At 66.6% G+C, this 25342-nt stretch carries 19 protein-coding genes and 1 tRNA gene; 10 read left to right on the forward strand and 10 right to left on the reverse strand.

Translation table 11 applies throughout. The features are described 5' to 3' along the window. Window positions 1–132: 132 nt before the first annotated feature. Window positions 133–822 (reverse strand): DUF3159 domain-containing protein, encoded by a 690-nt coding sequence (locus ACOI2T_RS12975; protein ID WP_409501511.1) that lies wholly within the window; start codon window positions 820–822, stop codon window positions 133–135. A gap of 63 nt (window positions 823–885) precedes the next feature. On the opposite strand from ACOI2T_RS12975, the gene ACOI2T_RS12980 reads away from it, so the two are divergent. Further along, entirely contained in the window at window positions 886–1620 is a 735-nt protein-coding gene (locus ACOI2T_RS12980) for a MerR family transcriptional regulator (RefSeq protein WP_067852118.1), read from the forward strand. On the opposite strand, the gene ACOI2T_RS12985 is transcribed toward ACOI2T_RS12980, so the two are convergent. Continuing rightward, entirely contained in the window at window positions 1606–3801 is a 2196-nt protein-coding gene (locus ACOI2T_RS12985; protein ID WP_409501898.1) for a S9 family peptidase, read from the reverse strand. The genes ACOI2T_RS12980 and ACOI2T_RS12985 overlap by 15 nt on opposite strands. Before the next feature lie 298 nt (window positions 3802–4099). On the opposite strand from ACOI2T_RS12985, the gene ACOI2T_RS12990 reads away from it, so the two are divergent. From ACOI2T_RS12990 to ACOI2T_RS13005, 4 genes are all read left to right on the forward strand, one after another. Beyond that, on the forward strand, window positions 4100–4861 hold the full coding sequence (locus tag ACOI2T_RS12990; RefSeq protein ID WP_409501512.1) for a cutinase family protein: 762 nt from the start codon (window positions 4100–4102) through the stop codon (window positions 4859–4861). Window positions 4862–4959: 98 nt separating this feature from the next. Continuing rightward, entirely contained in the window at window positions 4960–6477 is a 1518-nt protein-coding gene (locus ACOI2T_RS12995; protein ID WP_409501513.1) for a TldD/PmbA family protein, read from the forward strand. Continuing rightward, a complete protein-coding gene (locus ACOI2T_RS13000; RefSeq protein WP_409501514.1) occupies window positions 6474–7835 on the forward strand; it encodes a metallopeptidase TldD-related protein in 1362 nt (453 codons plus the stop codon). The genes ACOI2T_RS12995 and ACOI2T_RS13000 overlap by 4 nt, the downstream gene beginning before the upstream one ends. A 13-nt stretch (window positions 7836–7848) precedes the next feature. Beyond that, on the forward strand, window positions 7849–8532 hold the full coding sequence (locus tag ACOI2T_RS13005; protein ID WP_409501515.1) for a YwaF family protein: 684 nt from the start codon (window positions 7849–7851) through the stop codon (window positions 8530–8532). Here the strand turns inward: ACOI2T_RS13005 and ACOI2T_RS13010 are convergent. Genes ACOI2T_RS13010 through ACOI2T_RS13025 form a run of 4 tightly spaced genes read right to left on the reverse strand, consistent with a single transcriptional unit; the run spans window position 8495 to window position 14120 of the window. Next, window positions 8495–9967 (reverse strand): sodium:solute symporter family protein, encoded by a 1473-nt coding sequence (locus tag ACOI2T_RS13010; RefSeq protein ID WP_421877283.1) that lies wholly within the window; start codon window positions 9965–9967, stop codon window positions 8495–8497. The genes ACOI2T_RS13005 and ACOI2T_RS13010 overlap by 38 nt on opposite strands. 16 nt (window positions 9968–9983) lie before the next feature. Further along, complete coding sequence (locus ACOI2T_RS13015; RefSeq protein ID WP_409501517.1) at window positions 9984–11624, reverse strand: thiamine pyrophosphate-binding protein; 1641 nt, start codon at window positions 11622–11624, stop codon at window positions 9984–9986. Next, window positions 11617–12573, reverse strand: a complete 957-nt coding sequence (gene speB, locus ACOI2T_RS13020) for an agmatinase (RefSeq protein WP_409501518.1) — start codon at window positions 12571–12573, stop codon at window positions 11617–11619. Before speB ends, ACOI2T_RS13015 begins: the two co-directional genes overlap by 8 nt. Then, window positions 12570–14120, reverse strand: coding sequence for a purine-cytosine permease family protein (locus ACOI2T_RS13025; protein WP_421876694.1), 1551 nt, complete (start codon window positions 14118–14120; stop codon window positions 12570–12572). Before ACOI2T_RS13025 ends, speB begins: the two co-directional genes overlap by 4 nt. 222 nt (window positions 14121–14342) lie before the next feature. Between ACOI2T_RS13025 and ACOI2T_RS13030 the strand changes: the two genes are divergently transcribed. Beyond that, window positions 14343–15251: an Lrp/AsnC family transcriptional regulator gene (locus tag ACOI2T_RS13030; RefSeq protein ID WP_409501520.1), complete on the forward strand. Its 909-nt coding sequence runs from the start codon at window positions 14343–14345 to the stop codon at window positions 15249–15251. 22 nt (window positions 15252–15273) lie between these two features. Further along, window positions 15274–16092 carry a carboxymuconolactone decarboxylase family protein gene (locus ACOI2T_RS13035; protein ID WP_067852138.1) on the forward strand — a complete coding sequence of 273 codons (819 nt, stop codon included), beginning with the start codon at window positions 15274–15276 and terminating at the stop codon, window positions 16090–16092. Here ACOI2T_RS13035 and ACOI2T_RS13040 read toward each other — a convergent pair. Beyond that, the gene (locus tag ACOI2T_RS13040; RefSeq protein ID WP_409501521.1) at window positions 16083–17114 is read right to left on the reverse strand and encodes a threonine aldolase family protein; all 1032 of its coding nucleotides are present in this window, start codon (window positions 17112–17114) and stop codon (window positions 16083–16085) included. The genes ACOI2T_RS13035 and ACOI2T_RS13040 overlap by 10 nt on opposite strands. An 8-nt stretch (window positions 17115–17122) precedes the next feature. Beyond that, entirely contained in the window at window positions 17123–17503 is a 381-nt protein-coding gene (locus ACOI2T_RS13045) for a phage holin family protein (protein ID WP_409501522.1), read from the reverse strand. 148 nt (window positions 17504–17651) lie between these two features. On the opposite strand from ACOI2T_RS13045, the gene ACOI2T_RS13050 reads away from it, so the two are divergent. Continuing rightward, window positions 17652–17725: transfer RNA gene (locus tag ACOI2T_RS13050), tRNA-Ile, on the forward strand. Window positions 17726–17920: 195 nt separating this feature from the next. Here ACOI2T_RS13050 and ACOI2T_RS13055 read toward each other — a convergent pair. Together ACOI2T_RS13055 and ponA2 are read right to left on the reverse strand one after the other, a co-directional pair. Next, entirely contained in the window at window positions 17921–19555 is a 1635-nt protein-coding gene (locus ACOI2T_RS13055) for an N-acetylmuramoyl-L-alanine amidase-like domain-containing protein (protein WP_409501523.1), read from the reverse strand. 173 nt (window positions 19556–19728) lie between these two features. Next, window positions 19729–22224, reverse strand: a complete 2496-nt coding sequence (gene ponA2 / locus ACOI2T_RS13060; RefSeq protein ID WP_409501524.1) for a transglycosylase/D,D-transpeptidase PonA2 — start codon at window positions 22222–22224, stop codon at window positions 19729–19731. Between the two features lie 270 nt (window positions 22225–22494). Here ponA2 and ACOI2T_RS13065 point away from each other — a divergent pair, with 270 nt between their 5' ends. Next, entirely contained in the window at window positions 22495–24018 is a 1524-nt protein-coding gene (locus tag ACOI2T_RS13065; protein ID WP_409501525.1) for an Nramp family divalent metal transporter, read from the forward strand. 8 nt (window positions 24019–24026) lie between these two features. Then, window positions 24027–25307, forward strand: coding sequence for an acyl-CoA dehydrogenase family protein (locus ACOI2T_RS13070; RefSeq protein WP_409501526.1), 1281 nt, complete (start codon window positions 24027–24029; stop codon window positions 25305–25307). Window positions 25308–25342: the final 35 nt, after the last annotated feature.

Here is a 25342-nt window from a genome sequence, read left to right on the forward strand (position 1 = left end):
CAGAGCGCAACGGCCGGACCGCCGGCGGGCCCACGAAATCTTACAGTAAGATAGGCTAACTAATCAAAAATATGGCGCTGCCTGGGGTAAACGGTTGTGGATCGGCGGCGGACAGCCGCCGGGGGAAACGCGCTAGCCCGTGCGCCGGTCGGGTTCGTCGCCGAGCCGCCGGTTTGTACGGCGAACAGCCCAATACGTCACCAGCAGTGCCACGCCGAGGAGCGGATAGCCCATGGCGATCCGCGCGAACGCCAGCCACCCGGTGAAACCGCCATCGTAGAGCCATTGTTGGACAATGAATCTCGCCGCGAACACGGCCACGAACACCAGCGTCGCAACGTCGAATGCGTGGAGCGTCACCTTGTCGGCACGCCATGACGGGTCGGGACCGCTTGTGCGCATCAGGTTCCAGATCACCCCGATGAGCGGGCGCCTGACCAGGACCGACAGTGTGAACGCGGCGGCCATCGCCAGGCTGATCCAGATACCGGGCAGGAAGTAGTTGTCAGCGGATCCGGTGTAATAGGCGATCAGTGCGGCGATGACGACACCGAGCAGTCCTGAAATGGCCGGCTGAAGGGGTTCCTTGCGCACGAGCCTGAGTGCGATCAGACCGATGCTGGTGCCGACGGCGACCAGGACCGCCGCGCTCAATCCCGCGACTGCGTTCGCGATCACGTACGCGAACGTGGGCACGCTGGCATGAACCAGCCCGGATACGCCGCCCATGCGCTCGAGCAGGGTCGGCGTCTGTTCTTCGGTCGGTTCGCCGGTGACGGGCTCACCCTCGTCGGGGTAGAGGTCGAGCTCAGGCGTTGGCATTTGTCCATGGCACACCCGGACGTAACGGCATAGTCAAACCGCGCCGTGGCACAGTAGGGGATCGTGGCTTGGAGTACCCGTGAAATTGCCGAACTCGCGGGCATCAGCTTGCGCGCCGTGCGGCACTATCACGCCGTCGGTCTGCTTGCCGAGCCTGAGCGTCGTGCCAACGGCTACAAGCAGTACGGCGTCGCGCATCTGGTCCGGTTGGTGCGCATCAAAAGGCTGACCGAGCTGGGCTTTTCGCTTCCGCAGATCGCGGCGATGGGTGATTCCGACGACCACCCCGAGCAGGCGCTACGGGAGCTCGACGCCGAGCTCGGCGCCACGATCGAACGATTGCAGCGGGCCCGCCAGGAACTCGCCCTCCTGTTGGAACACTCGGCGCCGACCGACCTGCCGCACGACTTCGTCCCGCCGGCGGCCGCGGCCAAGATGACCGACGCCGATCGCTCTCTCGTCGTAGTGCTGAGCCGGGTTCTTGGTCCCCGCGGGATGCGGGTCTACGCCGACATGATGAGGGACGCGCCCGACGATCCCGCGTCGGCAGAGTTCGACAACCTGCCCGTCGACGCCGACGAGGCGACGCGGAACGATCTCGCGGAACGTCTCGCCCCCTACATCCGGGCAGTGAACCAGGCTCATCCAGGGCTTGCCGAGTCCCGATCCGACGCCCCACGTGGAAAACGCTTCGCGGACAGGACGATCAGCGGTGCGATGGCAGACCTGTACAACACTGCACAGCTGGATGTGTTGCGCCGGGCTGGCGAGATCCTGCGCGCCTCAGCCGCCGAGTGACGGCAGCGGCAGTGGTGACAGGCGGTAACTCGGTGGTTCGGTGCCATGAAGGTGTCGCACGAAATAGTCCCAGGTTCGCCGCAGGAAGTAGTGCTGGCGGCCGATCAGGGCGTGTTCGGCTCCGGGAATCAGAATGAGGTCGAAGTCCTTGTCCGCCTTGATCAGTGCATCCACCAGCCGCAGTGTCATGTACGGGTGCGCATTGTCGTCGAGCTCGCCGTGGATGAGGAGCAGCTTTCCGTTCAGGTTGGCGGCCAAAGCGGAGTTGGAGATTGCCTGCTTGCCCTCAGCGCTGATGTCACCGTGGTAGTGCTCGGCCCACATCGCCAGGTTGACGGCATTGTCGTGATTTCCTGACGTGGCGACCGCCACGTTGTAGAAGTCGGGGTACATCAGCAGGGCGCGGGCGGCGGCGAACGCACCGGCGGACTGTCCGGTGATCCCGACCCGACCGGTGTCGAGCCAGGGATAGCGGTGCCCCAGTTCGCGGATCGCGGCGACGTGGTCATCCAGGGCGCCGGCGTTGCCGAGGTCGCCGTAGGAATGATCGTGAAAGGACTTGTCGCGCCCCGCGGTACCGCGTCCGTCGATCGCGACCACCGCAAAGCCCAGCGCGGCGAAGGCTTCCGGCTCGCCCTGGTGGGGCGGGTCGAACGACGGTCCGGCGCGATAGATCTGGGGCCCCGGGTAGATGTGTTCGATGATCGGGTAGCGTCGCTGCGGGTCGAATCCGTGGGGGCGCCACAGCAGTCCGTAGATCGGTGTTCGTCCGTCGGCGGCCGTCGTGCGGAACCGTTCCGGTGGTCGCCAGCCGAGGGTTTCCAACGCATCGGTGTCCGGTGACTCGAGCTCCACCAGTACCTGCCCGTCACCGTCGAGAACGACGGAACGCGGTGGCAGGCTCGACGACGACGCCCGGTCCACGAGATAGCCGCCCGCAGGCGGACTCACCGCGTCGTGGTCGAGCTCGTCGTCGGTGAGCCGGGTGAATCCGGAACCGTCGAGATTGATCCGGCCGATCTGCCGGAGATACGGGTCTTCCTCGTTGAGGCCGCCGGCCAGGAAGAACACCTGCCTGCGATCCTCGTCGACCCACAGCAGCGAGCGGACGAGCCACTGCCCCTGGGTGATCCGGGTGACCTGCTGTCCGTCGGCCGAGTACAGGTAGAGGTGGCCCCAACCATCGCGCTGCGACCACCACACGATCTCGCCGGACTCCAAGACGTGCACCATCTGCGGGTCGCCGAGCTGCACGGCGGGGTCGACGCGTGTCTCGCCCGTTTCGCTGATCAATGTCGTCGTTGCGCCGGTCGCCGGGTCGAGGCGACGCAGCTCGAGGGTGCGGGCGTCCCGGGAGTGGTGTAGGAAATACACCTTTTCGTCCGCTTTCCCCGTCCACCACGCGTACACCAACGCCGTGTTGTGCATGATCACGAACGGCTCGTCCTGCTGGCGAATCACCTTGCGCTGGTTCACATCGAGGACGTTCCACGTCATCGTCGCGACCGCCGCGTCACCGGGCATCGTGTAGCGGGTGCGGTGTTCCTTCGGGCGGCTGCCGTCGGCAGGTGAGGACTCGACGAGAACCAACTCCGGAAGGTCGCGTTGATCGATGCGCTGCGCCAGGATTCGGGTCGAATCCGGTGACCAGTGGAAGATCGACGGTGGCGGCAGGCCGAGCACCCGCGTCAATGCTCGCGCCCCGGTGGTGTCGGGTAGGCCGCCGTAGTCGAACTGTGGCTCGGCGTCGTCCGTCAGTGCGAACTCCTCGCCACCGCTGCGCGGCCGCACCCAGATGTTGCCGTCGCGCCGAAACGCGACCCACGCCTCGTCCGGTGACGGCACCTCACCAGGCACCGGCTGCGCGTCAGCTCGCTCGGTCAGGCCTGAATCGTCTGACCAGTCCCACTGCTTGTCGAATGCGGTGAACCGCACGGTGTCGTCGTCGCGGATCTCCACGCCGGCGATCGGCAGGTCGCTCCCGGTGACGGCGTGGCCGGACGTTTCGGACAGCTCCGCTGCCAACCTGTCGTGGTGGAACGCGTCGCGTCGGCTGCCGTCATCGGGATTCACCACGATGTAGCGAGCGCCGACCCGGTACCAGAAGCGGGCACCATCGGACAACCACTGCGGATCGAGCGAACTGCCCGGCACTCGCCGCGCCCGGTACGGAGCCAACATCTGTTCGGCACGTGCGTAATCGGAATCGGTCAACGTCGTGTCGTCAGCAGTCACGACTGCGATGAAACACTCGGACGTAGCGGCATGGTCAAGTCTGCATCGACCTGCCGAGGCGGCGATCAGTCGATTAACCAACGCCTGTATCCGTCCCGGCAATCCCGCCGATGCCGATTTGCTCGGGTGGCGTACATCACTTGACTGACCGGAATCGTCCGCGCCTTCGTTCGACTTGTTGCAAGTAGTTGCCACTACCACATCAAGGCGATGGCGAACGGAACCGAAGGACGGGCGAGTACTCATGAGCACTGTTGTCACCAAGGTGGCGAAGTCCACCCTCTTCACCGTCCTTGCCGCGGCCGCGATCGTCGTCGGCACGTTGGCCGGCCCGGTCGCGACCGCGAATGCCGCCGCCGACGCGTGTGCCGACGTCGAAGTCGTCTTTGCCCGCGGCACCAACGAAGCCCCCGGCGTCGGGGCGACCGGCCAGGCGTTCGTCGACGCGCTCACCGCGCAACTGCCCGGGAAATCCGTCGACGTCTACGGGGTGAACTACCCCGCATCGCTGAACTTCGGACAGGCCGTCGACGGGATCGTCGACGCCAGCAACAGGATCCAGTCGATCGCGGCAAGCTGCCCCGACACCAAGATCGTGCTCGGCGGGTACTCGCAGGGCGCCGCCGTCGCCGGATACACCACGTCCAGCAGTGTGCCCGCCGGGTACGTGCTGCCTGCCGGGCTGTCCGGCCCCATGCCTGCTGAGGTTGCCTCCCACGTTGCGGCCGTGGCCCTGTTCGGAACACCCGACGGCTGGTTCCTGAGCCTGGCCGACCGCAACGCGCCGCCCATCACCATCGGAGCTCCCTACACCGCCAAGACCATTCAGCTGTGTGCGACCGGCGACCCGGTGTGCTTCCCCGGCGGCCTGGACCGCGGGGCGCACAGCTCCTACAAGGTCAATGGGATGGCCGTCCAGGCAGCCGATTTCGTGGCGCGCCAGCTGGGCGGGTCCGCCCCGTCGGCCACGCTCGTCCAGACCGCGGGTGAGGCCGGCACGAACTGAACACAACCACCGACGGCCGGAAGCAAGTCCTCATCGGACGGCTTCCGGCCGTTGTCGTTGTGACGCTGACCTGATCGCACCGTTTAGTGTGGGGAGGCGTGACAGCTCAGCGACAAGTGGACGCCGACTTCCTCGGCCTGCCCCGGTTCGAGTTGGCTGACGCGGCACTGTCCGCGGCCGTCGCCGCCGGCGCCAGCTACGCCGATCTGCGGATTCACCGCATCACCACCGAACTCATCCAGCTTCGCGACGGTGAGCTGGAGACATCGGTGATCACTCGTGAGATCGGCCTGGCCGTGCGGGTGATCGTCGACGGAACGTGGGGGTTCGCCTCTCATGCCGAACTGGACGCGACCGTGGCCGCGGCGACCGCGCGGCGTGCGGTCGAGGTCGCGACGACGCTGTCGCAGCTGAACGGCGAGCGGATCGAGCTCGCGCCCGAACCGGTCTACACCGACGTGACGTGGGTGTCCGACTACGGCATTGACCCGTTCACCGTGGCGGCCGCCGACAAGATCGCGGTCCTCGACGACTACTCCGGACGGCTGCTGGCCGCCGACGGCGTCGACCACGTCTCGGCAGGCATGCACGCGGTCAAGGAGCAGACGTTCTACGCCGACACGTTCGGATCCTCGATCACCCAGCAGCGGGTGCGGGTACTGCCGACCCTCGAGGCGGTGTCGGTCGACTCCTCGGCAGGCAGTTTCGAAACCATGCGCACGCTCGCGCCGCCGACCGCGCGGGGTTGGGAGGCGGTCGCGGGTGATGGCGTCTGGGACTGGACCTCGGAGTTGGCCGAACTGCCGTCGCTGCTGGCCGAGAAGACCAAGGCGCCGTCGGTGGTGGCCGGTCCGACCGACCTGGTGATCGACCCGTCCAACTTGTGGCTGACGATTCACGAATCCATCGGCCATGCCACCGAATACGACCGCGCGATCGGCTACGAGGCCGCCTACGCCGGAACGTCGTTCGCGACGCCGGACAAGCTCGGCACCATGCGGTACGGCTCGGAGGTGATGAACGTGACCGCCGACCGCACCGTCGAGTTTGGCTTGGCCACAGTCGGATTCGACGACGAGGGCGTGCGGGCGCAGAGCTGGGATCTGGTGCGTGACGGCATCTTTGTCGGCTACCAATTGGATCGGGTGTTCGCACCGCGACTGGGCGAGGCCCGCTCCAACGGCTGCTCGTACGCGGACTCCCCACACCACGTGCCGATTCAGCGGATGGCCAACGTCTCCCTGCAGCCCGGGCCGGACGATCTGAGCACCGAGGACCTGATTTCCCGGGTCGCCGACGGGCTCTACATCGTCGGCGACAAATCCTGGTCGATCGACATGCAGCGGTACAACTTCCAGTTCACCGGACAGCGCTTCTACCGGATTCGCGACGGCCGCCTCGACGGGCAGGTGCGCGATGTCGCCTACCAAGCCACCACGACCGACTTCTGGGGTTCCATGGAGGCCGTCGGCGGGCCGTCGACCTGGCGGCTCGGCGGAGCGTTCAACTGTGGCAAGGCCCAACCCGGCCAGGTGGCGCCGGTGAGCCACGGCTGCCCGAGCGCACTCTTCCGCGGCGTCAACGTGCTCAACACCCGGACGGAGGGCGGCCGATGATCGACGCGCAGCAGGTTGTCGACATCGCACTGGATGCGGCCGGGCCCGGCGCGGAAACCGTCGTGCTGGTCACCGATCGCGCGGACGCGTCGCTGCGCTGGGCCGGCAATTCGATGACCACCAACGGCGAGACCGTGAGCCGGACGACGACCGTGATTTCGATTGTGCGTCAAGGCGAGAAGGCTCACGTCGGATCGGTGCGTTCCAGCGAGGTCGATCCCGCGGTGATCCCCGAGCTCGTCGCCGCCGCCCGACAAGCCGCGCTTGCGGCGCCGGAAGCCCGCGACGCCGCGCCGCCGCTGCCGGCCGACGCCGGGCCGGCGGATTGGGACGCACCGGTACCCGGCACGGGTTCGCAGGTGTTCTCCGGAATCGCCGGCGACCTGGCGAAGGGTTTCCGCGGTTCCGACCAGCTCTACGGGTATGCCCGGCATGTGCTGGAGACGACGTTCGTGGCGACGTCGAGCGGCTTGCGGCGACGCTACAGCCAGCCGACCGGCTCGGTCGAGATCAACGCCAAACGCAACGGCGCCAGCGCCTGGGCCGGGGTGAGCACACCCGATTTCGTTGATGTCCGGGTCGATTCGCTGCTCGACGATCTGTCGCTGCGGCTCGGTTGGGCCGAGCGGACCGTCGAGCTCCCGGCCGGGCGGTACGAAACGATCATGCCGCCGTCGACCGTCGCGGACATGATAATCTATCTGGCCTGGACCATGGACGGCCGCGGCGCGCAGGAAGGCCGGACCGCGCTGTCGGCGCCGGGCGGAACACGGGTGGGGGAGAAGCTCACCGACCTCGGGCTGACGCTGTACTCCGATCCGTACGCGCAATCCTTGGCGTGCCAGCCGTTCGTCGCGGTCCCGACCTCATCGGAGCGGGTGTCGATCTTCGACAACGGCATGGACATCGACCGGGTCGACTGGATCCGCGACGGCGTGGTCAACGCGTTGGCCTACCCGCGCGCGGTGGCCGCCGAGTACGGCGCGCCGGTGGCCGCTCCCGCCGACAATCTCCTGATGACCGGCGGCACAGCCGAATTGGCCGACATGATCGCCGGCACCGAGCGCGGGCTGCTGCTGACGACGCTGTGGTACATCCGCGAGGTGGATCCCACGGTTCTGTTGCTGACCGGGCTGACACGCGACGGCGTGTACCTCATCGAAGACGGTGAGGTGACCGGCGCGGTCAACAACTTCCGGTTCAACGAGAGTCCGCTGGACCTGCTGCGCCGGGCCACCGAGGCCGGCATCAGCGACGTCACCCTGCCACGCGAATGGGGCGACTGGGCGACACGGGCATCGATGCCGACCCTGCGCATCCCCGATTTCCACATGTCGTCGGTGAGCCAAGCGCAATGACGTAGGAACGGCGATGGCACAACGGCAATTCACCGCCTACGGCCCGTCCTACTGGGCCGCCATCGCCGTATTCGCTCTTGTGGCGGCGCTGTTGGTGTGGCTCGGCCGCAGGCAGACCGAGCAGCAGTCGCGGGTGTTGGGCCGCGTCCTCGGTGTGCTGACGGCCGCCATCTACGTCGCGATGCTCGTCTACACGCTGATACCGCCGTCGATCGAACGGTCGGTGCCGCTGCGCCTCACCGACCTCGCCACCGTCGTCGGTGCCTACGCGTTCTGGTCACAGCGGCAGTGGGCGTACGAGCTCACCTACTACTGGGGCCTGACCCTCAGCGCGCAGGCGCTCATCTCGCCGGTGTTGAAGAGCCCGGATTTCCCCCACTACGAGTTCCTGGCGTTCTGGTCGATCCACCTGCTGGTGGTCTGGGCCGCCATCTATCTCACCTGGGGACGTGGGATGCGCCCCGGCTGGCGAAGCTATCGATTCGTGGTGCTGGTGACCGCCGCGTGGGCGGCGGTCACCATGGCGTTCAACAGCTTCGCCGAAACCAACTACGGGTTTCTCAACGCCAAACCCGCGACGGCCTCGCTGCTCGACGTCTTGGGACCGTGGCCGGTCTATGTGCTGACAGCCAGCGTGCTTGTCCTCGCGGTGTGGGCGCTCATGACGTGGCCGTGGGAACGTCGTCGACCGCGCTAGCCGTATCGCGTCCGGCGAGCCGGTCGTCCCAGACCTGCAGCACCGGCGCGGGGGTGCGGGTGGTCATCAGGCTCACCACGACGTAGGCGATCAGGCTCGCGACCAGACCGTAGTAGATCGGCTCGTTGGCCAGGACATCGCCGACGATGGCCATCGTGCCCAGCGTCACGACCGTGCCGACGCCCATCGCGACCAACGCGCCGGCACCCGTCGCCCGCTTCCACAGGAATCCACCGAGGATCGGCACCAGCAGCCCGCCGACCAGGATGTCGTAGGCGATGGTCAACGCGCCCACCACATCGTTGAGCAGTGCGGCGATGATGATGACCACGACACCGAGCACCGCGACGTACCGGCGGTCCGAATGCACGTCCACCTCGGGATTTTCCTCGGTTTCGGCTTTTCGGCCGATGAGGCGCAGCAGCAGCGGCCGGACGTCGGTGCGGGCCACGGTCGCCGTGGCGATCAGCGCGCCCGACGCCGTCGACATCATCGCGGCCACGGCGGCGGCCAGCACCAGGCCGCTGATGCCCACGGGCAGAATCGCTTCCGCGATCTGGGCGTAGACGTCGTCCTTGGCTTCGACGTCGGGTAGGAACGTCGACGCGGCCATGCCGATCAGCGCGCCGGCGATGCCGTACAGCACGCAATACAGCGCGGCCGTGGTGCCGCCCCACTTCGCGACCTGCGGTGAGCGCGCGGTGAACACCCGCTGCCAAATGTCTTGTCCGATCAGCATTCCGAAGCTGTAGACGACGAAGAACGTGATGATGGTCTCGGTGCCGATGTTGGTGAAGCTGAAGAACGCGTCACCGGCACGCTCCCGGATGCCGTCCAGGCCACCGGCCCGGTGCCAGGTGAACGGCAGCAGCAGGAAGAACACCCCGATGGTCTTGAGGATGAACTGCACCATGTCGGTGAGCGTGATCGACCACATCCCGCCGATCGCCGAGTACAGCATCACGACCGCGCCGCCGATGATCACCGAAGCGGTTCGGCCCGTACCGAACAGGACGTTGAACACCGTCGCGTAGGCGATGGTCGAGGTGACCGACAGCATCAGCGTGTAGGCGGCCATCACCACACCGGACGCCGACGTGGCGTCGACGCCGTAGCGCAGGCTGAGCATCTGCGCGACGGTGTACACCCGCAGGCGCTGAATCGGTCCGGCGAAGAACAGGCTCAGGGCCAGCAGGCCGACGGCGATCGCGACCACGAGCCACATGCCCGAGATGCCCCACTTGTAACCGAGACCCACCCCACCGACGGTGGACGCGCCGCCGAGCACGACGGCCGCCATGGTGCCGGTGTAGAGCGTCGGTCCGAGGCGACGGCCCGCGACGAGGAAGTCCGCGGAGTCCTTGGTGCGGGTCTTACCCCAGAACCCGAAGGCCAGCATGGCGACGAGGTAGATGACGACGATCGCGATATCGATTGGTTTACCCACGGATTCATTCCTTCGTTAGATGTGGGGTGGGCTCGGACTCCGGGTGGTGGGTGGGAGCAAACATATGCAGTAACGCGGGAAGGACGACAACGGCGGGGCCGTCCGTCTCGAAGGTGGCCGCGACAACGTCTCCGATGTTGTCGGTGGTGGCCGTGTGCGCGGGTATGCCGAAACTTGCTGCCAAAGCGGCGAAGTCGGGCCGGGCCAGTTCGGTCGCGGTCGCTTCGCCGAATTCGGCGGTCATGTACTCCCGCAGGATTCCGTAACCGCCGTCGTCGACGATCAGCCAGGTGACGTTGGCGTCGTGCTGACGTGCCGTGGCAAGCTCGGCGATCGAGTACATGGCGCCGCCGTCACCGGACACCGCGAAGGTCCGGTCGCCGGTCGCGATCGCCGCGGCCAGCGCGGCGGGGAACGCGAAGCCCAGACCGCCTGCGCCCTGCGCGGAATGGAACGCGCCGTCCTGCGGGTCCCACGCCGACCACGCCCAGTACCCGGCGATCGTCATGTCCCAGAACGTGTGGGTGGGTGCGGGCACGGCCGCGCGCAGATCGGACATGAGCTCCAGCTCGGTGGTCAGATCTTGTCCGGCAAGCCGGTCCTGCACCGCCTTTCGGAGCTCAGCGGCCTGTGCCGCGCCTGCTCCGGTGTCACGGGCGTGCACGCGTTCGGTCAACGCCCGCATCGCCGTGGCGGCGTCGGCGTGGATCGCCAGCGCCGGGTGATTGGCCTCGAGCACCCGGGCTTCGGCGTCGACATGCACGAGCCGGCCGCGCGGCGCGAACGTGAAGTAGTTGCTGGTGACCTCGCCCATCGCGGTGCCGACGGCCAACAACACGTCGGCGTTCTCCAGTAGTTCGGTGGTGTAGCGGTCCTCGATCCAGGATGCCGCCGACAGCGGATGATCGAACGGTATGGCGCCCTTGCCGCCGACCGTCGAAACCACTGGCGCACCAAGCTTTTCGGCGAGCGCAAGGAGGGCGTCAGGCCCGCCGGGGGAGCGGCGCACGCCACCGCCGGCCAGGATGGCGGGCCGCTCGGCGCTGTTCAACAGCGTCGCGGCTTCGTCGATGACCTCTGGCCGCGCGGCACGGTGTGACGGGGCCGCGGAAAGGGCCGCGACCGGCGGGACCGAGGTGGGCTCCAGCAGCACATCCTGCGGAATCTCGACCCACGTCGGCCCGGCCGGCGCGGACAGCGCCAAGGCGTAGGCGTCGGCGATCAGGCTGGGGATCTCGGCGGCGTGGCGTGCGGTGGCAACGCTTTTGGTGACGTTGACGGCGCTGGCCTTCTGGTCGTCGAGTTGATGGAGCATGCCACGGCGCAAACCCATGCCCGATCGCGGGACCTGGCTGGCGATCACCAGCACCGGCACGCCGGTGGCATATGCCTCCTGCAGCGCACCGAGCGCGGTGAGCGCACCCGGACCGGTCGACAGGAACAGCACGCCGACCTCTCCGCTGACGCGGCTGTAGCCGTCGGCGCCGAACGCGGAGTTGTTCTCTACGCGTGAGCTGATGAACCGCAGATCGCTGCGCCGGATGGCGTCGAACAGGCCGAGCGCGTTCTGGCCGGGGATGCCGAACACATGCGAGACACCCAGTGCGGTCAGGGTTTCGACGACGACGTCGCCACCATTACGCACCGGAGCTCTCCTGGCCCAGTGCGAACAGGGACACCAGATCGTAGGCGACGTGCGACGCGGCCACGCCGGTCATCTCCGCGTGGTCATAGGCCGGGGCGACCTCGACGACGTCGGCGCCGACGATATTGAGTCCCCGGAACCCGCGCAGGATTTCGAGCAGTTCGCGGCTCGTCATGCCGCCGGCCTCGGGGGTCCCGGTGCCGGGTGCATGCGCCGGGTCGAGCACGTCGATGTCGATCGAGACGTAGACGGGCCGGTTGCCCACACGCTGGCGAAGTTTGTCGACGACCTCGCGCACACCCTGGTAGTACACGTCGGACGACGTGACGATGCCGAACCCGAAGCGCCGGTCGTCCTCGAGATCCTTCTTGCCGTACAGCGGGCCGCGGGTGCCGACGTGCGACAGGGCCTCGGTGTCGACGATGCCCTCTTCGACAGCGCGCCGGAACGGGGTGCCGTGGGTGTACTCGGCGCCGAAGTAGGTGTCCCAGGTATCGAGATGGGCGTCGAAGTGCACGAGTGCGACGGGGCCGTGGTTGGCGGCGGCGGCACGCAGCAGCGGCAATGCGATGGTGTGGTCACCGCCGATGGTCACGAGTTTCGTTCCATCAGAGGTGAGTTCGCGGGCGGCGCCCTCGATGGTCTCGATCGCCTCGCGAATGTTGAACGGGTTGACCGCGATATCGCCGGCGTCGGCGACCTGCACGAGATCGAACGGCGACACATCCAGGCCCGGGTGGTACGGCCGCAGCAGCCGCGAGGACTCCCGGACATGGGTGGGACCGAACCGCGCGCCGGGGCGGTAGGAGACACCCGAGTCGAACGGCACGCCGGCGACTACGACGTCTGCCTTGGTCACCTGATCGAGTCTGGGGAGCCGGGCGAAGGTGGCCGGTCCGGCGAAGCGCGGGATCTTCGACGCGTCGACGGGTCCGATCGGGGCGGTCATGCTGTCACTTCCTCTGCGGTTGGGGTGTTTTCGGGCTTGTCGTCACTGACGATCGGGATGTTGGCGGGCGCACCGGCAGGCACGCCGCGCGGACCGTCGGGACCGAAGGCGTCGCGTGGTTCGGGGAACGCCCACAGCAGCGCGGGGTAGAGAATGGCCGCGAGGCCAAGGCCGACCGGTATCGAGAGGTCGATGCCTGCGGCGAGATTGCCGAGCGGGCCGACGAACTGATCGGGCAGGTTCACGAAGCAGATCGACAGCGCGGCCGCGATCAGCCAGGCAGCCAAACCCCGCCAGTTCCAGCCGTGGGTGAACCAGTAGCGGCCCCCGCGCTGCCTGCGGTTGAACACCTGGAGGGCGTCGGAGTCATACCAACCGCGGCGCGTGAACCAGCCGATCATCATGACGACCATCCACGGCGCGGTGCACGTGACGATCAGTACGGCGAACGTCGAAATGCTCTGCACCACATTGAAAGCGAACCGGCCGATGAAGATGAACACGATGGCGATGGAGCCGATGAAGATCGTCGCCTGCACGCGGCTGAAGCGGGGGAACACGCTCGAGAAATCCAGGCCGGTGCCGTAGAGCGCGGTGGTGCCGGTCGACATGCCGCCGATCAACGCGATGAGGCAGACCGGCACGAAGTACCAACCCGGTGAGACGGTCAGCAGGCCACCGACATAGTCGCCTGCGGCGAAGTTGTCCGGTGCGTGGGTGGCGATCACGGTCGCGGTGACCAGACCGAACAGGAACGGCACCAACGTCGACAACTGCGCGGCGATCGTGGCCACCATCGTCTTCCACGCCGGGGTGTCCCGCGGGATGTAGCGCGCCCAGTCGCCGAGGAACGCACCGAACGACACCGGATTCGACATCACGATCAGCGCCGCACCAACGAACGACGGCCAGAACAACGGATCACCCATCGGCAGGGTGCCGGCATAGCTCGCGTCGAACATGCCGCCGAATGCCACGATGCCCGCGAGGAACAACAGAGTGGCCGCGACGACGGCGATCTTGTTGACCAGCAACATGAATCGGAAGCCGTAGATGCACACCACGAGCACCAACAGCGCGAAGATGCCGTACGCGACGCCGACCGCGGTGTCGTTTTGGGGTAGGCCGATCGCGCGGTTCGCCCCACCCACGAGCACGTCGCCGGACGTCCACACCGAGATCGAGAAGAACGCGACCGCCGTCAGCAGGGACAGGAACGAACCGACCACACGACCGTGCACACCCAGGTGCGCCGAGGAGGACACCGCGTTGTTGGTGCCGTTGCGCGGACCGAACAACGACATCGGCGCCAGGATCAACGAGCCCAGGATCAGACCGGCCAGCGTCGCGAGCAGACCGTCGCGAAACGACAAACCGAAGATGATCGGGAACGTGCCGAGCACAACCGTGGCGATCGTGTTGGCGCCACCGAAGACCAGACGGAACAGGTCCAGTGGACCGGCGGTGCGCTCGGCGTCGGGGATCGGTTCGACGCCGTGCGTCTCCACCTCCGTGACTTTGGGCCTGATCGGGGGAGTGTCAGCCATGGGGATCCTTGCGCGGGGAGGGCGAAGTGTGATGTGCGTTACGGTAAACCCGCAGGTCGGCGCACGCAATCGATTCGCTCGTTACACCCGTATTGCGAGTTTCGATATGCGCGTGGAGCGTGGCATTAAGATCAGAAATTACGCCTACGCGGCTTCGTAGTGATCTTTGTGCCGGAGCATCGGTGAGTAAAAATCTTCGAACGAATTTCAGGTGGTGTTCAGATGGACGAGGTGGACGAGGCCATCGTCAGCCTGCTCGAGGGCGACGGGCGGTTGACCCACCGCGACATCGCGCGTCAGGTCGGGTTGTCGCGGTCGGCGGCGGCCATCCGGATGCAGCGGCTCATCGCCAGCGGGCAGGTCGTGGTGCGTGGTGTCGTGCATCCCGCGGTGCTGGGTCGTGGTGCGCTCGCGCATGTCAGCGTGACGGTCGACGGGCCGGCCGCCCGCATCGCAACCTCCTTGGCGCGCCGCGACGACGTTGCGTTCCTGTCGCTGACCAGCGGTGCCTACGGGTTGATCGCTGAGGTGCGGGTCGCGTCGATTCGTGACATCGACGGCGTGATCGACGAGATGCGGGCCATGGCGGGTGTCGTCGGCGTCGACACACTCACCTACGTCGAGGTGCTGCGCGACGTGGTCGGGCCGGTCGGCGATGTCAGCGTTGAGGTCGACAACGTGGACCTGGCGCTGCTGCGTGCACTGCAGGATGACGGCCGGGCCTCGTATGTGGAACTTGCCGAGACCGTCGGGCTTTCGCCTGCCGGTGCACGACGCCGGGTGGTGCGGCTCGTCGAGTCGCAGGTGGTGCGCATCGGTGCGGTGGTCCGGCATTCCGGGCAGGACCGGCAGAGCGCGCTCGGGCTGGGCATCCGGCTGACCGGGGCCGCCGATGACGTCGTGTCCGCGCTGATGACGATGCGCTCGGTGATCTTCGTGGCGCGGACGTTGGGTCGCTTCGACTTGCTGGTCACGGTGCGCGCGTTCTCGGCCGCACAGCTGGTCGAGATCCTCGACGCGGTGCGGGCGCTTCCCGGCGTCGGTGTGGTCGACAGCTGGGTGCACCTCGAGGTGGTCAAAGAGAGCTACGCGTCGGGCCTGGACGCCATGGCACGGGCAGCGGCGCCGTAAAAGCGCCCCGCCGGCGGCGGCGGTGGTGGATACTGCCGGTGTGTTGAGTCAGTTGACGCGTCTGGTGGCGTTGTCGCCGCCGGGACTGGCCGATATCAACGCCGACGTTCGGGAGGCCTGCGCCGCGACGGTCGGGCTGTCACCGCTGCCTGCCGAATCCGGTGGAGGCGCCGTCGACCCGATGATCACCGAGTTCGCCGAGCAATTCAGTGCCGACGTCACCGCGATCAGCGACGCGCAGCGAGCCGCCTTCGGGGACCTGCTGGGTCCCAACGTTTTTGGTGTGACGACCCTGATCTTCATCGCCGACTTCGTGCCGCGGGTGCTCGCCGGGCTGTGCTCGATCGGGGTGAACGTGCCGGTCGAGCCGGGCAGCTGGGACCACGACACCTCACCATCCGACTACGTGATCGACGTCTTCGTGCCCGCGGTTGGCCGGATGCGCGCGCTCGACCCGGTGACATCGGAGATCGTGCGGCTTCGCGGCGCCCGTCAGCACAACTGCCGGCTGTGCAAGTCACTGCGCGAGGCCGGTGCGTTGGAGGCCGGCGCTACCGAGACGATGTTCTCCGCAATCGATCATTACGAGAATTCCGAGTTGTCCGAACGCCACAAGGCGGCCCTGCGCTACGTCGACGCGCTGATCTGGACACCGTCGCGGGTGTCGGGTGATTCGCTGCTCGAGCACTTCTCCCGCGACGAGGCAATCGAATTGACGCTCGACGTCATGCGCAACGCGTGCAACAAGGTGGCCGTCGCATTGGGCGTCGACGGTGCACGCGTCCACGAGGGCACCGAGCAATACCGGATCGGCGACGACGGGCAGCCGGTCTACACCTGACCGAGCAGGCTCAGTACGTCATCGACTTCGCGTGCGGTGGTCGCCCACGAACATACGAACCGGACGGTCGGCAGTAGCGGGTCCGGCCGATGGACCGCATACGCCGTCGACAGCTGGTGGTACTCACGAGGATCGAGGTCGACGAACACCTCGTTGGCCTCGGTCGGGCTCGCCAGCCGCAGGCCAAGGCTCTCGAATCCGACGCTCAACCGGGCGGCCATATGGTTGGCGTGGTCGGCGTTTCGCAGCCACAAACCGTCGCGGAACAGGGCCTCGAACTGCGCGGCGATGAAGCGCTGCTTGCTCGCGAGATGACCGATCTGCTTCTGTACGAAGTGAATTCCGTCGAACAGCTCGGGACGCCGCACCAGGATCGCGTCGCCGAGCAGGAGGCCGTTCTTCGTGCCGCCGACCGTGACGATGTCGGCGTCACCGATGGCTTCGCGCGGCGGGATGTCCAGCGCCGCTACCGCATTGGCGATTCGCGAACCGTCCACGTGCACGAGCAGATCCAGGTCATGGGCATGGTCGATGAAGTCTTTGATCGCCTGCGGAGTCCACAGCCGCCCGTTCTCGGTGGACTGCGTGATCGTGACGATGCGGGGTTGCGAGTGATGGACCGGTCCGCGCCGTGTGACCGCGCGGTCGAGTTCGGCCGGGTTGATGAGCCCGTCGTCGCTCGGCAGTTTGGTGAGCTGGGCACCCGACAGCCGGACGGGACCGCCGGCCTCGTCGACCAGTGAGTGTGCGACGTCGCTGCACAGAATCTCCTGCCACGGCCGCACCGCCGACGCGAGCGCGATGATGTTGGCGCCCGTGCCCGTCAGGGCGAACAGCACATCGGCGTCGGGGGAGTCGAACGTCGTCTTGACGGCCTCGGTCGCGCGTTGTGTGGCGGCGTCGTCACCGTAGGACGCGACCGCGCTGTCATTGGCGGCGGTGATCGCCTCGATGACTTGCGGATGAGCGGGCGCGGCGTTGTCGGAGGCGAATGCGTAAGAGGGTGACGACACGACCGCCATGATTCCACCTACGTCGAGGCGGTCTTCTTCTTCAGAACCAGCAGCGGCAGGACCAGCGTTGCGACGGCGGTGACCAACCAGACCACGACCGTCGCGGCTATCCACGAACCGATCCCACGGATGCTCAATCCCGTGGTCAACACCGAGGCGAGGATCAACGCGGCCAGCGTCGACACCAGGCCGATACCGCCCAGGAACGCCGAGGCGTAACGGTTGGCCATCTTGAGGAAGAAGGGCGAGAGGATGCCCTGCGCGACGGTGAAGATCACGACGGCGGCGATGAAGCCCAACGCCGACACCCGCACGCCCGGAACCAGCCACGCCGCGACCAGCAAGCCGATCGCCGACGAGCCGAGGAAGATCGCTATGCGCAGCAGAAAGCGGATCACGCGGTGAGCGTATCCGGCAGCGACCCGCCGAGTGTGCCGATCGATACGGCCGCCGCAGCACGTCGCGGATGAAACCGCGCGTTCGGCTGACTCCGCGAGTGGTTCGGCTATGACTGTGTGGGATTATGGGTGCCGCGCAGATGCGCCCGGGGCGGTAGCTCAGTCGGTTAGAGCCGTGGACTCATAATCCATTGGTCGCGGGTTCGAGCCCCGCCCGCCCCACTCAAGCCCTGTATGACGGCGCCCGCACCCACGGCATGTCAGTTGGTCCTTGTCTTGCGATGCACTGTGACGAGCGTGCAAGCTCTTGTGCCCCAAGGCCGAGAACGCCACAACAGGCTGCACGTTCGTCACAGGTTCGCCGCTCACGAAACCGTCCGACATCTGATGCCGCCCCACTCAAGCCCAGAAGATCCGCTACTCCACCGGACGCAGGACCACGATCCCGGGCACGGTCTTCAGATAGGCACCAAGCGGGGTGTCGACAACTTTGTTGTCCGCCCGCAGGGACGACGCGTTCCGAAAGACCGGCCCGGCGGGTGTGTCGATGACGATGCCGACGTGGGTGACATCGAGTCCGCCGTCTTCGGCGTAGGCGCCGAGGTAGTCACCGGTGCGTAGCCCGTCGATGACGTGGCTGTCGACCTTGTCCCTGGGAATGTAGGAAACGGTTCGCGGAACGACCGGCAACCCGGGCAGATACACGCCGCCGGAGTTCTTGGCGTTGAGGTTCTTGGGCACCTGAATTGCGTTGGGGCTCAGGTTTTTCGTGATGTCGGTCGCGATCGCGGGCGCCGACACTGCCCAGTCCGTGAAGAAGTGCTTTCTGTTCTGGAAGCTGACGACGCCGTCGCGGTATCGCACCTTGGCCAGTGCATCGAGGAACTCGTCACGGTTGGTCGCCCGTTTGAGCGCTTCGACGTAGTCGGCGTAGGTGAAGCAGTCGACTCTCTGCAGGTCGACGACGAGCTGTTCGGGCTCGACAGCCGAGCCCCCAAGGGTGTTGGCGCCGTAGGGGACGCCGAGGAATTGCCGGGACAGTTGGTCAGACCCCTCGCCGGCACCGTTACGGACCCGCAGCATGTTCTGGAGAATCTGCTCGCTCTGGGTGGAGATCCGAATGTCGGGTGCGGGCGGTGCGTGGGTCTTGAGGTAGTCCGCGACGGGGACGGGCTCGCTGGCGGTGTACCCGACGGGGAGCGTCACGTCGCCGGCGGTCGAGTTGTAGACGACGTCCCACCGGTAGTACCCGGCCAAGGCACCGGGATCGGCGGCGAGCACGGCTGCGTAAGCGCTGATCGCCCGCACATATTGGTTGGAGTTGTTGTACCGGTACAGGGCGTAATCGGGGTTGTTGGCGAAGTCGTTCGCGGCGAGGTATCGGCCCGCCGCCATGATGGCGTCATGGGGTGAGTGGATGTCACCGCCCCCGCCGTACGCGGCGAACGTCGACGGCATGAACTGCATGGGACCTTGCGCGCCGGCAGTGCTGACGCCGGCGATGCGGCCGAAGCCGGTCTCGATGAAATTGATCGCCGCCAGATAGTTCCAGCCGACGCCGGACGCTGCCTCGGCTTTGCGGTAGTAACCCATCAGCTCGTCGACGGGCCGGGGCGCCACGATCCGCCACGCGGGCAGCGTGTCCTTCGCGCGCTTGCTCATCGCGTTGAGCTGACGGCGCGCGTCGACATTGCGGTCATAGGTTTCGAGGAGCGGCGCGGGGATCCGCGGACGAGCGATCGGATCCCACTCGGGATGCCGTCCGAGGGCACGGTAGGCCGCTTGCTGACGGACGGCCGCGGCCTGCAAAACCCTCTCCGGCGTCGCCGGGTCTCGCAGGACGTGTTCGTCGGCGACGAGATCGTCGGCAAGCTGTGCGGGCTCGGATGCCAGTGGCCGGTGTGTGGCGTCGGGCGGCGGCGGGACAGCGGCGGCGGGTGCCGACGTCGGGGTCGACGCCGTGTGGGCTTCTGAGCAGCCGACGACGGCGCACATCATCGTGAGGACGAGAAGCAGCGTGGCGTGGATACGGGTGTGGCTCAAGATGTTCATCGCGAAATTTCGTGGGGAGTGTCTGCGCGGCTCGACGGACCGGCGGGAAGTCTCCATCGTAGCGACTGGTGTCGGCCCGCCCGAGCGTGCTGAGCAGTCGACTAGCACTTCATCGAGTCTGCGTCCAGGGCGCAAAAGTGCGAGTGATTCACGCCCTCAGCGCAGACTCGATGTCAGAACGGCGCACCCGGGGCAGGCGGTGGCGGCGGCGCCGGGGGAGGCGGTGCCGGTGGGGGCGGCGGAGGCGGCCCGGGAATGGTGATCGGTGGCAGCCCTGGAATCAGGATGACGTTGCCGTCAGATGGCGGCGGCGGTGCGCCGGGAGGCGGTGGTGGCGCCTCGGGCCGCGGAACGTAGACCGGCGGCACGTAGCCGGTGCTGGTGTTGATGGTGATGATCGAGCCGGGGATCGTCTTGCCACGCGGCGTCGTCCCGACCACCGAACCCTTGGGTGCCGAGTTGTTGACCGGCGTCGGATACTCGGCGACCTGGAACCCAGCATCTTGGATGCGTTTACGTGCGGCGTCGAGCTTCAGGCCGGTCACGCTGGGCACTTCGCTGCCCGGGCCGCCGTCGACGTAGCGCGGCTCGGTGGGCGGCATCCCCAGCGGCCCGAAGTACTCGGCGATCGGGTCCATCGCCAGGTACCAGGTGCGGGCCGGCTCGGTGCCGCCGTACAGGTCGCCGTCACCGCACTTGCGCAAGGGGTATGAACACAAGCCGGACGGCGAGGAGGAGTCGTCGAAGATGTAGTTCGCGGCGGCATATCGGTTCGTGAACCCGAGGAACGCCGACGACCGGTGCGATTCGGTGGTGCCGGTCTTGCCCGCCATCGGCAGATCCCACCCGACCGTGCTCGCCGCGGCGGTCGCGGTCCCGCCCGTGTGGTCCTTGCCAAGGGCGTTGGTCAGCGTGTTCGCGAGCCCTTCGGGTACCGCCTGCTCGCAGGGCGGTGTCTCGACGCCGACCTCCCGCCCGTAGCGGTCGAAGATCTTGTCGATCGGGTTTGGCGGGCACCACATGCCGCCCGACGCCAGCGTCGCCCCGACATTGGACAGCTCGAGGGCATTGAGCTCGAGCGGTCCGAGGGTGAACGACCCGATGTTCTGACGCTTGACGTATTCGGCGATGCTCTCGTCGGCGTGCTCCTCGGACTGGTTGTACGCGCGGGCGCTGCCCGGCTCGGCGTACGACCGCAACCCCAACCGGACCGCCATGTCCACCGCGCGCGGAACGCCGATCTGCGCAATGAGTTTGGCGAACGCGGTGTTGGGCGACTGGGCGAGCGCGTCGGTGACGTTCATCGGGCTGCGGTAGGACCTGGCGTTCTTCACACACCACGTTTCCTTCGGGCATCCGGGCGTATCGCTGCTGCCGAGCCGCTTGCCCTGGAACGACGCCGGAACGTCGAGCTGAGCATTGATACCCATGCCCATCTCGAGTGCGGCGGCCGTGGTGAAGATCTTGAATATCGACCCGGCCCCGTCACCGACCAGCGAGAACGGCTGCGGTTGCACGGTTTCGTTGGCGTCGAGGTCGAGCCCGTACGTGCGGTTGTCGGCCATCGCGACCAGCCGGTGCACGTCCTTGCCCGGCGTGATCACGCTCATCACGCTCGCCACGCCGTCGGTGGTCGGATCGGCGACGGTGTCGATGGCCGACTTGACGCTGTCCTGGACTTTCGGGTCGAGATTGGTGCGGATCAGGTAGCCGTTGCGCGTGATCTCCTCCATGGTGATGCCCGCGTTCGCCAGGAACTGCAGCGCGTACTCGCAGAAGAACGCCCGATCCCGCGCGCTGATGCACCCCTGCGGCAACGGGTCGGGTTGCGGGAGAACGCCCAGGGGCTGGCCCTTGGCCGCGCGCAGTTCGTCGGCCCGGTCGGGCAGGTTCTCGATCATCGTGTCGAGCACGGTGTTGCGTCTGGCCAGGGCGCCGTCGGGGTTGGTGTACGGGTTGAGCGCGCTGGTGGACCGCACCAAACCGGCCAGCAGGGCGGCCTGCTGCCAGTTGAGCTGGGCGGCGTCGATGCCGAAGTACGTCCGCGCCGCGTCCTGCACACCGAACGCGCCGTTGCCGAACGACACCAGATTCAGGTAGCGGGCCAGGATCTCCCCTTTGGGCAGCGCCTTGTCCAGGGCCAACGCCAACCGCATCTCCCGCAGTTTGCGTGCCGGGCTCACCTCGATCGCGGCCCGGCGCTCCTTGTCGGTCTCTGCGCGCACCAGCAGGTTGAAGTTCTTGACGTACTGCTGGTCGAGAGTCGACCCGCCACGGATCTGCTCGGCACCACGCAGATAACTGACGAGCCCGTTCAGGGTGCCCTGGACGTCCACGCCGTTGTGTTCGGCGAACCGTTTGTCCTCCACCGAGACGATCGCGAGCTTCATGGTGTCGGCGATCCGGTCGCTCGGCACCACCCAGCGGCGTTGCTCGTACAACCACGCGATCGGATTTCCCGCGGAATCGACCATGGTGGAGACGACCGGAGCTTCGCCTTCCAGCAGCTCGGCGAAGTCCTCGCTCACGGTCTCCGACACCCGGCTCGTCAACATCCCGGCGGCGCCCACGACGGGGAACAGCAATGCCGCCACGAGGAATCCGGCCAGTACGCAATACATGGCCAACTTTGCAACCGTAGCCCCCGACCTCGGGCGTTGGTCGGACATGTCGACAAGCGTATGCCGTAGGGCAGCATGTCATGAGCAAATCGGGCGCGAGTCGTTCAGCGCGTTGACAACTCAGCGTCGCCGCCATGGCACGGCTCGGTCGCTGCGGTCACCGGGAGCGCTGGGGACGAAGCTGAAACATCCCTCGGCGCAAGAATTCCCGCGCCGTCGAGCCGACGGTCGGCGCGACACCGCTATTGACCTTTCCGAATGCGTGGTGTAAGCCCCATCCAGGGACATGTCGATGACGACAACCCGGGGGAGGGCCCGATGTCCGACAGCAAGCTCACCGAACCGGTGTCGGATTCCGCGTCGTATCAATTGGGCACGAGCCGTCCACCATTGGGTGTCGACGATCTGCCCGAGCCCGAGGAAGTCTTCAAGGTCTCGCGCCTCGGTCCGGTGCAGATCGTCCAGTTCGTGATCGGGCCGAGTCTGATCGCGCTCGGCATCTCGGTCGGAAGCGGCGAGTGGCTGCTCGGGCCGCAGGCGGTCGGCGCGTACGGGTTCGTCGGCATCGGTTGGGTCATCACGGTGTCGGCCATCCTGCAGACGTTCTACAACGTCGAGGTGTCGCGGTATGTGGTCGCCACCGGCGAGGTGCCGATCGTCGGGTGGGGCCGCGTCCCGCCGGGCTGGAAATTCTGGATCCCGGTGTCGCTCATCGTCTTCTACTTCGCCTTCATCTTCGGCGGCTGGGCGGCAAGCGCGGGGCAGGGGCTGTTCGCGTTGATCGCCGGACGCGTGCACCGGCCCGACGAACTCGAATACACCCGGCTGTTGGCAATCGGTCTGCTGTTCGTCGTCTTTCTGATCTGTGTCTTCGCCCGCAAGATCTCGCGCGCGCTCGAGTTGAGCAACTGGGTGATCGTGGGCTCGCTGCTGGCGGTGTTGCTCGTCGTCGACATCGCGATCGTTCCGCCGTCAGTGTGGTGGGAGGGGATCCGGGGACTGGTGACTCCGGCCGCGCCGCCGCCCGGTATCACCGCGACGACGCTCGGCGCGCTCGCCGGTTTCACCGCGCTGGCGTCGGGGTTGAACTGGTATGCGATGGCCCATTACCGCGACAAGGGATACGGCATGGGTCATCGCGTCGGCTACATCTCCGGAATGCGCGGAGATCGACGCGAATTGCTCCCGGTCGGCGTGACCTTCCGTGACACGCCCGAAAACGCCTCCAGGTGGAGGCGGTGGTATCGGTTGCTGCTCATCGACCAGTGGGCGGTGTTCTTCTGCGGCGCGATGCTCGGGATGCTGCTGCCCACCATCCTGATGGCGCATATCGTCGCGACCACCGGCGATGCGCCGACGACGTCGAACGTGCCGACGTTCACGGCCGAGAAGTTGGGCGAGCAGTACGGCTCGGGCATGTTCTATCTGATGCTGGTGGTCGGCGTGCTGATCCTGTTCTCCACGCAGTTGGGCATATTCGAGGCACTGGTGCGCAATTTCACCGACGCCGCACATGCCACGAGCCCGCGCCTGCGTCGCCTGTTGGAGGGCGATCCTCGCCGCTTCTACTACCCGTTCATGTTGGTGGTGCTCGTGATCATCGCCGGCGCGATCCACCTCACCACACCGGTGCGGCTGGTTCAGATCTCGGCGAACATGTCGAATCTCGGCGCCTTGGCCTTTCCGTTCATGCTCATGTACCTGAATTCGAAACTCCCCAGGCCGGCCCGCCCGCGGTGGTGGCACTATGTGCTGCTCGTGCTGAACTTCCTGTTCTTCGGGTTCTTCTTCGTGAACTTCGTCTACGAGTTGATCAGCGGCACGCCGCTGGTGAAGTTCTGAGGCGTTGCATGGCTTGGGATTTCAGTACCGAACCGGAGTTTCAGGAAAAGCTGGATTGGGTCAAGCAGTTCTGTGCCGAGAAGGTCGAGCCGCTCGACCACGTCTTCCCGTACGCGGTGCGCTCACCTGACCCGGCGGTGAAAGCCTATGTGCGCGAGCTGCAACAAGAGGTCAAAGACCACGGCCTGTGGGCGATCTTCCTCGACCGTGACCTCGGCGGCCCGGGCTTCGGGCAGCTCAAACTCGGGCTGCTCAACGAGATCATCGGACGCTATGCGGGCGCCCCGCACATGTTCGGCGCTTCGGCACCCGATACCGGCAACATGGAGATGCTCGCCGCCTACGGCACCGAGGAGCAGAAGGAACGCTGGCTGCGGCCGTTGCTCAACCAGGACATGTTCTCGGCCTATTCGATGACCGAACCGCAGGGCGGCAGCGACCCGAACCTGTTCAAGACCCACGCCGTCCGCGACGGCGACGAGTGGGTGATCAACGGCGAAAAGTGGTTCACCTCAGCGGGCCGCGTGGCCGACCTGCTGTTTGTCATGTGCACCAACGGGATGTTCGTCGTGCCGCGCGAGACGCCGGGTGTGGAGATCATGCCCGAGCCGCGTAACCACAACCGCATCGTCTACCGCGACGTGCGGGTGCCGCTCGACCATCTCCTCGGACCGGAAGACGGCGCAAAGACGTTGGCGCAGCGCCGACTTGGTGGTGGGCGTATCCATCACGCGATGCGGACCATCGCCCAGTGCAATCTGGCCTTCGACATGATGTGCGAGCGTGCACTGAGCCGGGAGTCGCACGGCAAGGTGATCGCCGAGCACCAGATGGTGCAGGAGAAGATCGCCGAGTCCTACGCGATGATCAAGATGCTGCGTTTGTTCGTGCTGGAGACGGCTTGGAAGATCGACCAGACCTCGGCTCTGGAGGCGCGCACGGAGATCGCGGCCGTCAAGTTCACGATGGCGAAAGTGTTGCGCGAGGTGTCGTTCAATGCCTTGCACATTCTCGGCTCGCTGGGGACCACGGACCTCACGCCGATCCAGGCCATGTATGCCGGTGCGCCGACGATGGGTATCGCCGACGGTGTCGACGAGGTGCACAAAGCGACGGTGGCGCGCCGGGTCCTTCGCGACTATCACCCGCACGAGGGGAACTTCCCGACGGAGTTCATCCCGTACAAACGCGAAGAAGCCCGGCAGAAGATGCAGCCGGTGCTCGAATCCCGGCCCGAGCTGGCCGCCGCTGCCGAGGCTTATCGGAAGTACTTCGAGCGCCACCGGTGAGCACCCCCCACGGGCTCACCGGTGCGCCGAAGCGA

This window comes from Mycolicibacterium wolinskyi str. Jessa 2025 (assembly GCF_049241375.1).
Taxonomy (GTDB): Bacteria; Actinomycetota; Actinomycetes; order Mycobacteriales; family Mycobacteriaceae; genus Mycobacterium; species Mycobacterium wolinskyi.

What these genes read in the sequence shown, in the direction of transcription:
- ACOI2T_RS12975 (WP_409501511.1), bottom strand. Translation starts at nt 822, where the DNA reads ATGCCAACGCCTGAGCTCGACCTCTACCCCGACGAGGGTGAGCCCGTC.
- ACOI2T_RS12985 (WP_409501898.1), bottom strand. Translation starts at nt 3,801, where the DNA reads ATGTTGGCTCCGTACCGGGCGCGGCGAGTGCCGGGCAGTTCGCTCGAT.
- ACOI2T_RS12990 (WP_409501512.1), top strand. Translation starts at nt 4,100, where the DNA reads ATGAGCACTGTTGTCACCAAGGTGGCGAAGTCCACCCTCTTCACCGTC.
- ACOI2T_RS13000 (WP_409501514.1), top strand. Translation starts at nt 6,474, where the DNA reads ATGATCGACGCGCAGCAGGTTGTCGACATCGCACTGGATGCGGCCGGG.
- ACOI2T_RS13005 (WP_409501515.1), top strand. Translation starts at nt 7,849, where the DNA reads ATGGCACAACGGCAATTCACCGCCTACGGCCCGTCCTACTGGGCCGCC.
- speB (WP_409501518.1), bottom strand. Translation starts at nt 12,573, where the DNA reads ATGACCGCCCCGATCGGACCCGTCGACGCGTCGAAGATCCCGCGCTTC.
- ACOI2T_RS13025 (WP_421876694.1), bottom strand. Translation starts at nt 14,120, where the DNA reads ATGGCTGACACTCCCCCGATCAGGCCCAAAGTCACGGAGGTGGAGACG.
- ACOI2T_RS13030 (WP_409501520.1), top strand. Translation starts at nt 14,343, where the DNA reads ATGGACGAGGTGGACGAGGCCATCGTCAGCCTGCTCGAGGGCGACGGG.
- ACOI2T_RS13040 (WP_409501521.1), bottom strand. Translation starts at nt 17,114, where the DNA reads ATGGCGGTCGTGTCGTCACCCTCTTACGCATTCGCCTCCGACAACGCC.
- ACOI2T_RS13055 (WP_409501523.1), bottom strand. Translation starts at nt 19,555, where the DNA reads ATGAACATCTTGAGCCACACCCGTATCCACGCCACGCTGCTTCTCGTC.
- ponA2 (WP_409501524.1), bottom strand. Translation starts at nt 22,224, where the DNA reads ATGTCCGACCAACGCCCGAGGTCGGGGGCTACGGTTGCAAAGTTGGCC.
- ACOI2T_RS13065 (WP_409501525.1), top strand. Translation starts at nt 22,495, where the DNA reads ATGTCCGACAGCAAGCTCACCGAACCGGTGTCGGATTCCGCGTCGTAT.
- ACOI2T_RS13070 (WP_409501526.1), top strand. Translation starts at nt 24,027, where the DNA reads ATGGCTTGGGATTTCAGTACCGAACCGGAGTTTCAGGAAAAGCTGGAT.